Annotated in this window: 9 protein-coding genes; 5 read left to right on the top strand and 4 right to left on the bottom strand. The window is 64.5% G+C overall.

What is annotated here, in order from left to right; all coding sequences use genetic code 11:
- Positions 1 to 343 precede the first annotated feature (343 nt).
- The 4 genes from lhpI (at position 344) to J2Z31_RS21560 (ending at position 6,122) form a co-directional block, all read left to right on the top strand.
- Entirely contained in the window at positions 344 to 1,291 is a 948-nt protein-coding gene (lhpI, locus tag J2Z31_RS21575) for a bifunctional Delta(1)-pyrroline-2-carboxylate/Delta(1)-piperideine-2-carboxylate reductase (protein ID WP_209604470.1), read from the top strand.
- A 344-nt stretch (positions 1,292 to 1,635) separates the two neighbouring features.
- Positions 1,636 to 4,095: an ATP-dependent helicase HrpB gene (hrpB, locus tag J2Z31_RS21570; RefSeq protein ID WP_408022048.1), complete on the top strand. Its 2,460-nt coding sequence runs from the start codon at positions 1,636 to 1,638 to the stop codon at positions 4,093 to 4,095.
- A gap of 81 nt (positions 4,096 to 4,176) precedes the next feature.
- The gene (locus J2Z31_RS21565) at positions 4,177 to 5,466 is read left to right on the top strand and encodes an ActS/PrrB/RegB family redox-sensitive histidine kinase (protein ID WP_209604466.1); all 1,290 of its coding nucleotides are present in this window, start codon (positions 4,177 to 4,179) and stop codon (positions 5,464 to 5,466) included.
- 74 nt (positions 5,467 to 5,540) lie between these two features.
- Positions 5,541 to 6,122, top strand: a complete 582-nt coding sequence (locus J2Z31_RS21560; protein ID WP_209604464.1) for an ActR/PrrA/RegA family redox response regulator transcription factor — start codon at positions 5,541 to 5,543, stop codon at positions 6,120 to 6,122.
- Positions 6,123 to 6,129: 7 nt separating this feature from the next.
- Here J2Z31_RS21560 and J2Z31_RS21555 read toward each other — a convergent pair whose 3' ends face one another.
- Positions 6,130 to 6,654: an MmcB family DNA repair protein gene (locus J2Z31_RS21555; RefSeq protein WP_209604462.1), complete on the bottom strand. Its 525-nt coding sequence runs from the start codon at positions 6,652 to 6,654 to the stop codon at positions 6,130 to 6,132.
- 181 nt (positions 6,655 to 6,835) lie between these two features.
- Between J2Z31_RS21555 and J2Z31_RS21550 the strand changes: the two genes are divergently transcribed.
- Positions 6,836 to 7,510 carry a L,D-transpeptidase gene (locus J2Z31_RS21550; protein WP_209604460.1) on the top strand — a complete coding sequence of 225 codons (675 nt, stop codon included), beginning with the start codon at positions 6,836 to 6,838 and terminating at the stop codon, positions 7,508 to 7,510.
- Positions 7,511 to 7,629: 119 nt separating this feature from the next.
- On the opposite strand, the gene J2Z31_RS21545 is transcribed toward J2Z31_RS21550, so the two are convergent.
- From J2Z31_RS21545 to J2Z31_RS21535, 3 genes are all read right to left on the bottom strand, one after another.
- Entirely contained in the window at positions 7,630 to 9,807 is a 2,178-nt protein-coding gene (locus tag J2Z31_RS21545; RefSeq protein ID WP_209604458.1) for a malate synthase G, read from the bottom strand.
- A 332-nt stretch (positions 9,808 to 10,139) separates the two neighbouring features.
- The gene (locus J2Z31_RS21540) at positions 10,140 to 12,143 is read right to left on the bottom strand and encodes a hydantoinase/oxoprolinase N-terminal domain-containing protein (RefSeq protein WP_209604456.1); all 2,004 of its coding nucleotides are present in this window, start codon (positions 12,141 to 12,143) and stop codon (positions 10,140 to 10,142) included.
- A 120-nt stretch (positions 12,144 to 12,263) separates the two neighbouring features.
- Positions 12,264 to 13,664, bottom strand: a complete 1,401-nt coding sequence (locus tag J2Z31_RS21535) for a cytochrome P450 (protein ID WP_209604454.1) — start codon at positions 13,662 to 13,664, stop codon at positions 12,264 to 12,266.
- Between the last annotated feature and the right edge of the window lie 97 nt (positions 13,665 to 13,761).

Genomic DNA, 13,761 nt, shown 5'->3' with positions numbered 1-13,761 from the left:
AGCCGTCGTCGCCAGCAGCGCCGCCGCCCTCGTCAGTGATCGGGCTTATAGACCCGCCACCATTCGCACGTCAACAGCCTTTTCTCAAAAAATCGTAGAAAATCGTAAGTGGTTGATTTTCACCGCGTATTTTCTGATCAGGCGAGAAAGCGAGCGAAATTTCTACCAATGAGAGTTCCACTCGTTCGCCACGGCCGTTGTTGGGGACGCTCGCTTATATGGTTAACGAAATACCACGCTTCAAGGGGTGGCACGCCGGAGAAGTCCAGCGCCGCCAGGCGCGTTTTCACCCCTGTCAAAGACTGCTAGTGTCCCCCGATCCTCAACTCGGGAGAATTCGGAAATGCTGGTACTCGATGCGGCTCAGACACGCGCGGCGCTCCCCTGGGACGGCCTCGTCAAGGCGCTCGCCGACATGTTTGCACGGGGCTGCGTCATGCCGGTGCGCCATCATCACGAGGTGGAGGTACCAGGCGAGGCCGATGCGACGCTGCTTTTGATGCCGGCCTGGCAGCCGGGCGACTATATCGGCGTAAAGATGGTGTCGGTATTTCCAGGCAACCAGGGGCGCGGCCTCCCGGCGATCCATGGCAGCTATCTGCTCTCATCCGGCAGGACCGGGGAGTTGCTCGCCATCGTCGACGGCGGCGAACTGACGGCGCGGCGCACCGCAGCGGCCTCCGCGCTCGCGGCACGCTACCTCGCTCGCGAGGACGCAAGCCGGCTATTGATGGTCGGCACCGGGCGGCTTTCGACCAATGTCATCGAAGCCCATGCCGTCGTGCGCCCGATTCGTCACGTGACGATCTGGGGACGCGACCCGAAAAAGGCCGAGGCGACAGCGCGCGATCTCGATCTTAAAGGCATCGAAATCTCCGTGGCGACCGATCTTGCGAGCGCGGCACGGGAGGCCGACGTCATCTCCTGCGCGACGCTATCGTCCGAGCCGCTGATCCTCGGCGACTGGCTGAAGCCCGGCAGCCATCTCGATCTCATCGGCGCTTTCAAGCCGACCATGCGGGAAACGGACGATCGCGCCGTCAGTCGCGCCAGCATCTTCGTCGATACGCGCGAGGGCGCGCTCAGCGAGGGGGGCGACATCGTCCAGCCGCTTCGCGCCGGAGCGATAACGGAGGAGGCGATCCGCGCCGATCTGTTCGAGCTCGCAAGGGGCAAGCACACGGGCCGCACCTCGCCCGACGAAATCACGCTTTTCAAATCGGTCGGAGCGGCGCTCGAGGATCTCGCCGGGGCGGTACTAGCCTTCGAAGCGCACCGGGCAAAGGCATAGGCGAACGCTGCACGAGCGAGGCTGTCGCGCCTTCTACCTCTGGCGGCCAGCGCCTTCAGCTGGTCAGGCGCTTCTCGCCTCCTTGCAATTGTCGTTGCATCGCTCGGGAGCCAATTGCTATTGCGCAACCCGCGGGCAATGAGGACGTGAATGCAGAATATCGCCGGGGCAGGTTCCAGGACGGGTATAAAATCGATTTCGAGGGCCGAAATCGGGCCGCGCTGGCTGCGGCGAATGCGCGATTTCGTCTTCTGCAAGACAAAGGCAGACGGGCTGCCGAGCATTTCCCCAGCCGAAGCGGCGGGCGGTCGAGCCGTCGCGATTGCAGGCGAGGGATGCGCCTGATGCGTGCGCTTCCATCATTGCCAGTCTCGGAAGTACTGCCCGCGCTCGCGGAAACGCTCGACAAATCCCGATCGGTCGTGCTCTCGGCCCCGCCCGGCGCCGGCAAGACGACGCTGGTCCCGCTTTTCCTCCTGGATCAGCCATGGCGCGGCGACGGCAGGATCGTCCTTCTCGAGCCGCGCCGGCTTGCGGCCAGGGCGGCCGCGGGGCGCATGGCCGAACTCATCGGCGAAAGGGTCGGCGAAACCGTCGGCTACCGCATGCGGCTTGACAATCGCATATCGGCCAAGACGCGGATCGAGGTGGTGACCGAGGGCGTGTTCACCCGGATGATCCTTGACGACCCGGAACTCGCCGGAGTTTCAGCGGTGCTGTTCGACGAATTTCACGAGCGATCGCTCGATGCGGATTTCGGGCTGGCGCTGGCGCTCGACGTGCAGTCGGCCTTGCGCGACGATCTGCGGCTCGTCGTCATGTCCGCGACGCTCGACGTCGAGCGTGTCGCAAACCTGCTCGGCGATGCGCCGGTGCTCAAGAGCGAAGGGCGGAGCTTTCCGATCGACATTCGCTACGAGACGAGAAGCACCGGCGAAAGCGTCGAGGATGCCATGGTGCGGACGATCGCCGAGACACATCGCCTGGAGGAGGGCTCGATCCTCGCCTTCCTGCCCGGCCAGGCCGAGATCACGCGGACCGCAGAGCGCCTCAGGGGACGCTTTGACGAGACGACGATGGTCGTGCCGCTCTATGGTAACCTCGGCCAGAGGGAGCAGGACGCGGCAATTCGCCCGGCGCCGAAGGGCACCCGCAAGATCGTCCTTGCAACGTCGATCGCCGAGACCTCGATCACCATCGATGGGGTGCGGATCGTCGTCGACAGCGGCCTGCAGCGGCTGCCGGTATTCGAGGCCACTACCGGAATCACGCGACTGGAGACCGTGCGCGTCTCGAAGGCGTCCGCCGATCAGCGCGCCGGCCGCGCCGGTCGCACCGAGCCAGGTATCGCGATCCGGCTTTGGCATGCGGGCCAGACGGCGGCGCTTGCCGACTTCACACCGCCGCAGATCCTCGCGAGCGACCTTTCCGGCCTCCTGCTCGATCTCGCCCATTGGGGTGTTGCCGATCCCTCATCGCTCGCCTTCATCGACCCGCCGCCTGAGACGACGCTCAACGAAGCGCGCAACCTTCTCGTCGAACTCGGGGCCATTGACGCCAAGGGCGCGCTGACGCCGAGGGGTCGCAAGATTCGAGACCTGGCGCTGCCGGTGCGGCTCGCGGCCATGGCGGTTTCCGCAGCCGAGCAGGGACAGGCGGCGGAAGCTTGTCTGATCGCAGTGATGCTTACCGAGCAGGGCCTCGGCGGCAACGGCGTCGACATCGAGGAACGGCTGCGTCGCTTCCGAAGCGACCGCGGCGAGCGGGCGGAAGCCGGGCGCGGGCTTGCCCGGCGCATGGCCGCGGAACTCGGCGGCCCAAAGGGCAGTGGCGAGCGCCCCCTGCCCGGTCCCCTGCTGATGCATGCTTTTCCCGACCGCATCGCACTGCAGCGCGGCGGCCGCGGCCGTTTCGTGATGGCCAATGGGCGTGGCGCGGAAGTGCCTGAGACCGAGCGGTTGGCGGCAGCGGGGATGCTGGTGATCGCCGACTTGACGGGGCGGGCGGGGGCTCAGCGGGTACTCGCGGCGGCGGAGATCACCAGGGCCGATGTCGAGGCGCACATGCCGGACGCGATCGTCAGCGAAGAGCAGAGCTTCTTCGATCGGGCGAGCCGACAGGTGAGGGCGCGGCGAGTGACGCGGCTCGGTGCCATCATTTTCGAGGAGAAACCCTTGCCGCGTCCTGTCGGTGAGGCGGCCGCCCGGGCGCTCGCCGACGGCGTCCGCCAACTCGGGCTGGCCGCCGTGCCGTTCCCGAAGGAGGTCGCGCAATTGCGCGAGCGTATCGGCTTCTTGCACCGCTCGATCGGCGAACCCTGGCCGGATGTATCGGACGCGGCGCTGATCTCTCGTCTCGACGAGTGGTTCGTTCCTTTCCAAGGGGAGGCCGGCGGCTTTGGCGGCATCCAGGGCCGCGATCTTGCCGAAGGCCTGATGTCGCTCGTGCTTTACGAACTCCAACGCGACCTCGCGAGGCTGGCACCAACGCATTTCGAAGCGCCGACGGGACAGCGGCATCCGATCCATTACGACGGCGACGAGCCGCTCTTGTCGATCCGCGTGCAGGAGCTTTTCGGACTGAAGACCCACCCGACGATCGGCGACGGCCGGCTGCCGCTCTTGCTCGAACTGATCTCGCCCGGCCACAGGCCGATCCAGACGACCCGCGATTTGCCGGGCTTCTGGTCGGGCTCCTGGAAGGACGTGAGAGCCGACATGCGCGGGCGCTATCCGAAGCATCCCTGGCCGGACGACCCGGCCAATGCGATGCCGACGACACGCGCGAAGCCGCGCGGCACATGAGCGCCGTCCGGGGCTGGTTTATCTCTCCCGTCGCGATAAACTCCAGCCAGCCACAAGCGTGTGAGAGGACCGAAAACCAGCATGGCGGCAATGGCGCTCGACAATCTCAACGGCAATCGCAGCCTCAGGCTGCAGACGCTCGTACGGCTGCGCTGGCTGGCGGTCGGCGGCCAGTCGCTCGCCGTCATCGTCACCGCGCTCTGGCTACAATTCCCCCTGCCGCTGGTCTCCTGTTCGGCCCTGATCGCGAGCCTGGCGATCCTCAACGCCTTTCTCACCGTCCGCTATCCGCCGGCGCACCGGCTGACGCCCGCGGCCGCCTTCGTATTGCTATGGCTTGATCTCGCGCAGCTGACGGCACTGCTCTTCATTACCGGCGGACTTGCCAACCCCTTCGCGCCGCTGCTTTGCGTTCCGGTCATCATTTCATCGGCCTCGCAACCGAAGCCGCACAGTATCGTTCTCGCGGGCTTCGCCGTGATCGGTGTTACCGCGCTTGCGTTATCGCCCTTCCCGCTGCCGTGGTATCCCGGGACCGTCCTGCTGATGCCGAGCGTCCTTACGATCGGCATCTGGTTCGCGATCGTCTCGCTGACGGCGTTCGCCGCTTTCTACACCTATCGGGTTTCACTCGAGGCTAGCGAGCTTTCCGAAGCGCTGACGGCGACCGAACTCGTGCTCCAACGCGAAAAGCACCTGTCGCAGCTGGACGGCCTCGCCGCCGCCGCCGCCCACGAGCTCGGCACGCCGCTTGCGACGATCAGCGTCGTCGCCAAGGAGATGGAGCGCGAGCTTGGCGACGATCCCCGCTTCGGCGAGGACGTCCACCTGTTGCGAAGCCAAAGCGAGCGCTGCCGCGATATCCTCAAGCGCCTGACGACGCTGTCGTCCGACAGCGAGGAGCACATGCGGCTCCTGCCGCTCTCCTCGCTCATCGAAGAGGTAATGGCGCCGCACCGTGAATTCGGGATCGAGATCAAGCTCATCGAGAAGGGCGACCGCGGCAGCGAACCGATCGGCAGCCGCAATGCCGGCATCCTCTACGGCCTCGGCAATCTTCTCGAAAACGCCGTGGATTATGCGCGGCAGGCGGTGACGGTGACGGTGGAGCACACGGCCGAGCGCGTGAAAATCATCATCGAGGACGACGGCGACGGCTTCGCGCCGGACGTCCTCGCCCGTATCGGCGAGCCCTACGTCACAAGGCGGCAGAAGGACGACAGCGCCGGTGGCCTCGGACTCGGCCTCTTCATCGCCAAGACGCTGCTGGAACGGTCCGGTGCCCGTTTGCGCTTCGAAAACGGTGATCCGGGCGCCCGCGTCAGCGTCGAATGGCCGCGCGCTCTCATGGATACCAAGCTGGCGAAATGATTCCTGGAGGTTTATTGAAGACGCGGAGAAAAACCCATAGTTTCAGCAGGAAGTCCTTGCTCGGGAATTGAAGAATGACGGAAAAATCAACGGCTGGACAAAGCACGCAGTCAGATGCCGAGCTGATCGGGCCGGACAGGACGCTTTTGATCGTCGATGATGATGGGCCATTCCTGCGGCGGCTCGCCCGCGCCATGGAGGCACGCGGCTTCACCGTCGATATCGCGGAATCCGTCGCCGAGGGGATAGCGAAGGCCAAGGGCAACCCGCCGAAACATGCGGTCATCGACCTGAGGCTGGGCGATGGCAGCGGTCTCGATGTCATCGAGGCGATCCGCGGGCGCCGTGACGACACGCGGATGATCGTGCTTACCGGCTACGGCAATATCGCCACGGCAGTAAACGCGGTGAAGCTCGGGGCGGTCGATTACCTTTCGAAGCCGGCCGACGCCGACGACATCTTCGCTGCCCTGGTGCAGCGCTCGGGCGAGCGCGTCGAGCCGCCGGAAAATCCGATGTCGGCCGATCGCGTCCGCTGGGAACACATCCAGCGTGTCTACGAGATGTGCGATCGCAACGTTTCCGAAACGGCGCGGCGTCTCAACATGCACCGCCGCACGCTGCAGCGAATCCTGGCAAAGCGGGCGCCGAAATAATCGGGGCCTAATCTCGCGCACCGGCGACAATGTCGCGAATCGATTCGCCGAGTTCGCCATTTCTTTCCGCCGCCCATTCGGCGAGCATCAAGCGCTGCGCCGCTGCCCGGGCGAAGGCCTGCGTCACCGATTTTCGCGTCGCTGCCGCCAGGCGATGTTCCGGCGCGTCGCGCAACATATGCGCTTCGTAGCCGTCGGAGAGCATGAGACCGCAGTCCTCGGGGAAGATGTCGAGCGGCACTTGCGGGTGCGTCGCGAAGAACAGCCTGTCGCAATGCAGCCGGTAGTCCGGCCATTTGCGGTCGACGCGCAAGTCCTCGATCGAGGTCTTGATCTCGACAATCCAGATCTCGCCCTTCGCCGAAAGCGAGGTGAGATCGGCCCGTCGGCCGCTTGCAAGCGTCAGCTCCGGCAGCACGGCGTGGCGCAGTTCGGCAAGCAGGCGTTGTACGCCGCGGCGTACCTTCAATGCCCGTTCCGACTGCCGGCCGTCGGCAAGCGGATTGTCGCCATGGATCGATAGAATCGTCATCCCTATTTCAGCGCAAGGCGCCGCTCCCGCCGCTTGTTGCAAAAAAGCAATCGTCGCGGAATTTACAGTTCAAGGCCGAATTGTGGCGGCGCGATCCCTTGCGAAGCGCATTGCAATCGCAAATAAGCTGACGGCCGGGCACCCCCTCCCCTGTTTCCTTACTCCCTTTTACGAGACCCCCATGCGCTTCCGCAACGCTCTCCTTCTGTGCAGCCTCGCTGCCACCGTCCTCATCGCCGGCTGCTCGCAAACCACGTCCACCGCCGGCTCCTCCTCCGACGGCGTAAAGGTCGCGACGAACCAGATCTTTACTGGCGATTATGGCGCGGTCGAGGACCACGGATACCCCCTGCCGGCAATTCCGATCAACCGTCTCGATGAACGTTTCCATCGCCAGATCGTCGATTATGCGACCAAGGAACGCCCCGGCACCATCGTCGTCAACACGCCGAATCGCTTCCTTTACTACGTGCTGCCGGGCGGCAAGGCCGTCCGCTACGGCATCGGAGTCGGCAAGGCCGGTTTCGCTTGGGAAGGCGAAGCCTACATCGCCTGGAAGCAGGAATGGCCGACCTGGCATCCGCCGAAGGAAATGGCCGAACGCAAGCCGGAAGTCGCCAAATATGTCGAGGAAGGCATGGGCCCGGGCTTGAGCAATCCGCTCGGCGCCCGCGCGCTCTACCTCTTCAACCAGGAAGGCCGCGACACCCTCTTCCGCCTGCACGGCACGCCGGAATGGTCCTCCATCGGCACCGCCGCATCATCCGGCTGCATCCGACTGATGAACCAGGATATCATCGACCTCTATTCGCGGGTTCGCCCCGGCCGCAACGCGCGCGTGGTCGTGCAGCAGTAGGGTTGCAGCATTCGAATCGAGATCAAAGGGCCGCCGGGTCTAGTTCCAGGCGGCTCTTTCGTATTGATGTTAGCGCATCGGCCGGCAGGCGGATGAGGGGCAACCGCGGAGAACCGCACTTAAATTTCTGAAGCCGCTTTCGCCTTGAGCTCCAGCCGCCGGCGATGCAGCACCGGTTCGGTGTAACCATTCGGCTGTTCGCGGCCCTTGAGCACGAGCTCGAGGGCAGCCTGGAAGGCGATCGATTCGTCGAAGCGGCCGGCCATCGGCTGATAATTCGGATCTGCGCCATTCTGACGGTCGACGACGGCCGCCATGCGCTTCATCGTCTCGACGACCTGCGCCTCGTCGACGATGCCGTGGTGCAGCCAGTTCGTCATGTGCTGGGACGAGATCCGCAATGTCGCGCGGTCCTCCATCAGGCCCACATCGTTGATGTCCGGAACCTTGGAGCAGCCGACTCCCTGGTCGACCCAGCGGACCACGTAGCCGAGGATACCCTGGGCATTGTTGTCGAGTTCGCGCTGAATCTCCCCCTCGGTCCAGTTCGGCCGCACCGCGACCGGCACCGAGAGGATATCCGCGAGCCGGGCACGCGGCCGGTTCTTGAGGCCCGTCTGGACGTCGGCAACGTCGACGCGATGGTAATGCGTGGCATGCAGGGTCGCGGCCGTCGGCGAAGGGACCCAGGCGGTGTTGGCGCCGGCCTTCGGATGGGCGATCTTCTGTTCGAGCATTGCCGCCATCAGGTCCGGCATTGCCCACATGCCCTTGCCGATCTGGGCGTGACCGGAAAGGCCACATTCCAGGCCGATGTCGACGTTCCAATTCTCATAGGCCGAAATCCAGGCGGCCTGCTTCATGTCGCCCTTGCGGATCATCGGGCCTGCTTCCATCGAGGTGTGGATCTCGTCCCCGGTGCGGTCGAGAAAGCCGGTATTGATGAAGACGACGCGTTCGCGGGCGGCGCGGATGCATTCCTTGAGGTTGACCGTGGTGCGCCGCTCCTCGTCCATGATGCCCATTTTCATGGTATTCGCCGGAAGCCCAAGCGCCGCCTCGACGCGAGCGAAAATCTCACAGGCGAAACCCACCTCTTCCGGCCCGTGCATCTTCGGCTTGACGACGTACATGGAGCCGGCGCGCGAATTGGCCCGGCGACCGTTCGGGCCGATGTCGTGCAACGCGATCAGCGCCGTGACCATCGCGTCCATGATGCCTTCCGGAACCTCGCGGCCGTCGCAGTCGAGGATCGCCGGATTGGTCATGAGGTGGCCGACATTGCGTACCAGCATCAGCGAGCGGCCAGGCAGGGTCAAAGTGGCGCCAGCTGGTGCAGCGAATACACGATCGGCGTTGAGTTTGCGCGTGAAGGTCCGGCCGCCCTTCGTGACCTCTTCCGCGAGGTCGCCTGTCATCAGACCCAGCCAGTTGCGATAGACGATCACCTTGTCCTCGGCGTCGACCGCGGCCACCGAATCCTCGCAGTCCATGATCGTGGTGATCGCCGATTCCAGGATGACATCGGAAATGCCTGCCGAATCGACCTGCCCGATGGAGGTCGTCGCATCGCAGACAATGACGATGTGAAGCTCGTTGCGGCGCAGAACGATTTCAGAAGGTGCGTCGACAGAACCGGAATAGCCGACGAACTGGGCTGGATTCCGCAGCGCAGTCTTCGTGCCGTCGGTCAGGGTAACGGCAAGGACCCCGCCAGCGACCGCAAACCCGCCGACCTCGCTCCAGCGGCCGTCGGCGAGCGGAACGCTCGCGTCGAGAAAATCGCGAACCCAGGCGATGACCTTATCGCCGCGCACGGGATTGTAGCCCTTGCCGCGTTCGGCGCCCTCCGCCTCGGGAATCGCGTCGGTGCCGTAGAGCGCGTCATAGAGCGACCCCCAGCGGGCATTGGCGGCGTTCAGCGCATAGCGGGCATTCATCACCGGAACGACAAGCTGCGGTCCGGCGATCGTTGCGATCTCCGGATCGACATTGTCGGTGGTGACGGCGAAATCCGGCCCTTCAGGCAGCAGATAGCCGATTTCCGTCAGGAAAGCCTCGTAGGCGTCGATATCGAAAGGCGCACCATGTTCGCGATACCAGGCGTCGAGCTTCGCCTGCAGCTCGTCTCGCTTCGCCAGAAGGGCGCGGTTCTTCGGCGCGAGGTCGTGAACGATATCCGAGAAGGCGGAAAAGAAGTGTTCGGCGCCGATTCCGGTGCCCGGCATTGCCTCTTCAACCAGAAAACGGTGGAGCCCAGCATCGATCTTCAAGCCATATTTCTCAACGCGATCCATGCCGCAACTCCCGAAATCTCTGAGGTTCAAACCAATGGATGGAACAAGGATACATGCGGTAACCGACCAAGCACACCCGCTCCCAAGTGGGCGCAGTCTCTCATCAAACGGTCCTCTGTCAATGCTGCCAAAGTGCAAAGCAGTTCCGAAAAGTGTCCCACGGTTTTGGGGCAGGGACCTCAGACAAAAGGAAAATTTAAGCAACCATTCTGGACGGCCCACCGCGGCATTGGCGGACGTCGCATAGGTGCGGCAAATACAAGGGAAATGGGGCGGGGCGCGAACGCTTGTGAGCGCATGCCGCTCCAACAATCGTTTCCCGGATGGAAAAATCAGGAATGCGCGATTCGCGGCCGGCCGCTGGCGGAGGCAATGAAGCGCGCCTCGATGAGCTTTCGTCCGCCCTCGATCTCCGGCGCATCGATCTCTTCGCGCAGGGTGGCGGCCGGCTCTTCCGCGCCGTTCGCACGCGCCGTCTCCAGCGCGATGGCCTCGGCACGGCGGCGGGCGACACCGAAAGCCTCTTCCTGATCGAGGAAGCGCTCGCTGGCGCCTGCGCCGTTGACGACGAAGATGCCCTCCTCCGGTGTCGTCACGAAGACGGTGATCGTGGCGCGCACCTGCCCGACGACGGCGCCGACCGCATTGGCTACATCTGCCTCGTCCGGGATCGCCGACCTGGTGCCGAGCATATCCGCAATCGCCGGATAATAGACTGGCGCCGAGGCGCCCAGACCGACGAGCGGCCGGTCGAGGCCCAGCGAGAACCGGACGATACCGGGCTCGCGCCTGAGCGCCCGATCGACGGCAAGCGAGGCGGCGGGATCGATCGCGCCGGCGCCGTCCTCGTGGAGGCAGGCTTGCAAGATCACTTCCGAGGATTGCCGCGTCAGCCGGTCGACGATCATTCCAGCGAGCACCTTGGCAGACGTCGCGATCGGCTGGCCCGAACCGTCCTTGCAGCGGGCGGCGATCTCGAGGCCAAGCTGTGCCGCTTTGGCATTCCACTGCGCCTGCCGACCGAGCACATGCATGGCGTCGGAGGGCGTCAGCCCTGCAATATGAACGAGGCCGCGGGCCACCAGCCGGTCGAGTGTCGCGCGCTGCGGCGTGCTGACGAGGAGGTCCGCAAGCGCCAGCGGGACCATGCCGATCCGATCGTAAAGCCCTTGCTCCTGCGGCTGCAGCCCGCTCGCCAGATGATCCGGCAGCCCCGTGCGCACGGCGAAACGGCCGTCATGACGGCCGGCATGGGTCGCCCGCAATTGCTTCTCGAGCACCGACACCACCGCGTCGCCGTGCAGATGGGCGGCCAGACTCAGGGGCAGCAGACGGCGAGGACCGAGCTCCAGCTTCGCCTTGAGGCCGCGGTCGTTGATCTTGACCTCGGAGTCGCCGCCGAGGCCGTAGGTCCGCATCGCGACCGCCTCGACCATGGTACGGAACCCTCCGACGACCGCCCCTTCGGCATCGAGCCGAGGGCGGCCGCCCTCGAGCACGGCGACATCCGTGGTCGTGCCGCCGATGTCGGAAACGACGGCGCTTTCCAGTCCGGTCAGGTGCTTGGCGCCGACCAGGCTCGCCGCCGGTCCGGAGAGGATCGTCTCGATCGGTCGCAACCGCGCTTCGGCCGCGGAAATCAGAGCGCCGTCGCCACGAACCACCATCATCGGCACGTCGATGCCGCGGGCCTTCAGGAGATCCTCGCAGGAACCGATCAGCCGGTCGATCATCGAGACGAGCCGCGCATTGAGAAGCGTCGTCAGCGCCCGGCGCGGACCACCGAGCTTGGAGGAAAGTTCGTGGCTGCAGGTGACCGGGAGGTGGGAGACCTCACGGATACGCTCGCGCACGCGCTTTTCGTGGTCCGGATTGCGAACGGCGAAATAGCCCGCAATGGCAAATGACGACACCTGCTGGCGGAGCGTGGGAAGCGAACTTTCGAGCGCACTCATGTCGAGCGGCGTTTCGCCGCCATGGACGTTGTGACCACCCGGAAGAAAGAGGACCGGGTCGCTTCCGAGCGCTTCCTCGAGACCATCGCGTTTCAGGTCCTCGGGCCCGAAGCCGATCATCACCAGTCCGGCGCGGCCGCCCTGCCCCTCGACGAGCGCGTTTGTGGCAAGGGTCGTCGAAAGCGAGACGAGGCTGATGGCCGAAACCGGAACCTTCGCCCTTTCGAGGACGGCCTCGACGGCACCCGAAATACCCTCGGCAAGATCGTGCCGCGTCGTCAGCGCCTTGGCCTTGGCGACGACGCCGGTTGCTTCACTGAAGAGGACGGCGTCCGTATAGGTGCCGCCGGTATCGATGCCGAGAAGAAGATGCGCGGTCAATTTCTGCTGAATCCTGGGAGAGAGACGAGGCCAGTCCGAATGTGAGGATCGTGCCGGTGATAGGACAAATTTCCGAGATTGGCCATTGCCCGGAGAGACATTCACCGTCGCAGCCGCGGATCACCGCGGCCGCAGCGATACCTGCATCGGCAGTCCGCCCCTCGGCTGGGTCGTCAGCCTCTGCACCGGCCAGGGATGCGTCGCCTCGGTCGGATCGAAGCGGAAGCGGTGCATGAGTACGGCGAGCGCGATGATCGCCTCCTGCAGCGCGAAAGTCGCGCCGATACAGACGCGCGGGCCGGCTCCGAAGGGCAGGTATTGGAAACGATTGATCTTCTCTCGGTTCTCGGGAAGGAAGCGCTCGGGCATGAAGGCGCGCGGTTTTTGCCAATAGAGCTGATGTCGGTGCAAGGTCCACGGCATTATCAGCACCGATATACCCTTGCGGATCGCCACCCGCTCCCCCTCGGGCGAGATCCATTGATCTTCCTCGATCGCCGCGCGATTGATGGAGGGCGCCGGCGGGTAGAGCCTCAGCGCCTCCTCGAAAGCGGCAAGCACATGTGGCATGCGACCGAGCCAATCCACGGGATCGGCGCCGCTTGCAAGAACCGCAGCGATTTCCTGCTCCATCACCTCGCGATAGGCAGGCGTATTGGCGACGCAATAGAGGCACCAGGCGAGTGCGCGCGCCGTCGTCTCATGGCCGGCGCCGATGAAGGTCAGAATATTGTCCTCGATCTCCAAGGTCGAAAGCCCTTCCGGTCCTTCGAGCTGCAGCAAGAGCGTCAGGAAGTCGTTCGGAACATTGCCGGGGTCGTTCGCCATCCGCGATCGGCGTTGCGCCATTGTCTCGGAGACGACACCGCGGAAGCGGTCGAGCACCTTCTGACCGCCGATCCGGGTCAGCCGCGGTACCCATTTCGGCGCGACGAGAAGATCCATCGGATCGACCCGACCCATCCGCTGCAGCAACTCCTCGACATTGGCGGCGAATCCTTCCTTCTCGACGGCGATCTCTCCGGAGAAGAGCGTCTCGGCTAGGATTTCGAAGGTAAGCTCCGTCATGTCGACGGCGATATTGGCGACGAGGGGCTCCGACGCCGCCGGCTCGTAGCGTTCGGCGAAAGATTCCGAGACGCGCAGCATCTGGCCGGCAAAGCCCTTGGCGTGGCGCGGCGTGAAGACCGGCGCCATGGCCTTGCGCGAGCGCTTCCAGACCTCCCCTTCCGCCGTCAACAGTCCGTCGCGCAGGATCGGACGAAGGATCAACCGCCTAACGTCCGACATTTCATAGTTGGCGGCGTTCTCGACGAGAATGTACCGGATGAGACCGGGGTCGTTGACGATCAGCGTGCGCTGATTGATGAATTTCGTCTCGATCCAGGGCAGCGTGTAGGAGGGTTCGCCCCAGAGTTCGAGCGGATTGCGAAGTACGGTACGGATGATCTGCAGCCGCGAAGGAATGCCGGTTCGCGGCACCGGCGCGGGCGGCTCGAACGGCTCCGGTCGCGTGTCCATGATTGAGGTGCCTGTGCTTAATGCTCAAGCGTCTCAGCTTTCGCCGGCGCAATCAAGGGCGGGTTTCACGTGAAGCACTTTTATTTGCGCCGGTCGC

The sequence above is a fragment of the Sinorhizobium kostiense genome, assembly GCF_017874595.1.
GTDB classification, from domain to species: domain Bacteria; phylum Pseudomonadota; class Alphaproteobacteria; order Rhizobiales; family Rhizobiaceae; genus Sinorhizobium; species Sinorhizobium kostiense.
Note: the sequence above shows the minus strand (reverse complement) of the source record. Positions and strands in the feature narration are given on the sequence as shown.

Excerpts from the sequence above, each read along its gene's own strand:
- lhpI (WP_209604470.1), top strand. The coding sequence starts at position 344 with ATGCTGGTACTCGATGCGGCTCAGACACGCGCGGCGCTCCCCTGGGAC.
- hrpB (WP_408022048.1), top strand. The coding sequence starts at position 1,636 with ATGCGTGCGCTTCCATCATTGCCAGTCTCGGAAGTACTGCCCGCGCTC.
- J2Z31_RS21565 (WP_209604466.1), top strand. The coding sequence starts at position 4,177 with ATGGCGGCAATGGCGCTCGACAATCTCAACGGCAATCGCAGCCTCAGG.
- J2Z31_RS21560 (WP_209604464.1), top strand. The coding sequence starts at position 5,541 with ATGACGGAAAAATCAACGGCTGGACAAAGCACGCAGTCAGATGCCGAG.
- J2Z31_RS21555 (WP_209604462.1), bottom strand. The coding sequence starts at position 6,654 with ATGACGATTCTATCGATCCATGGCGACAATCCGCTTGCCGACGGCCGG.
- J2Z31_RS21550 (WP_209604460.1), top strand. The coding sequence starts at position 6,836 with ATGCGCTTCCGCAACGCTCTCCTTCTGTGCAGCCTCGCTGCCACCGTC.
- J2Z31_RS21545 (WP_209604458.1), bottom strand. The coding sequence starts at position 9,807 with ATGGATCGCGTTGAGAAATATGGCTTGAAGATCGATGCTGGGCTCCAC.
- J2Z31_RS21535 (WP_209604454.1), bottom strand. The coding sequence starts at position 13,664 with ATGGACACGCGACCGGAGCCGTTCGAGCCGCCCGCGCCGGTGCCGCGA.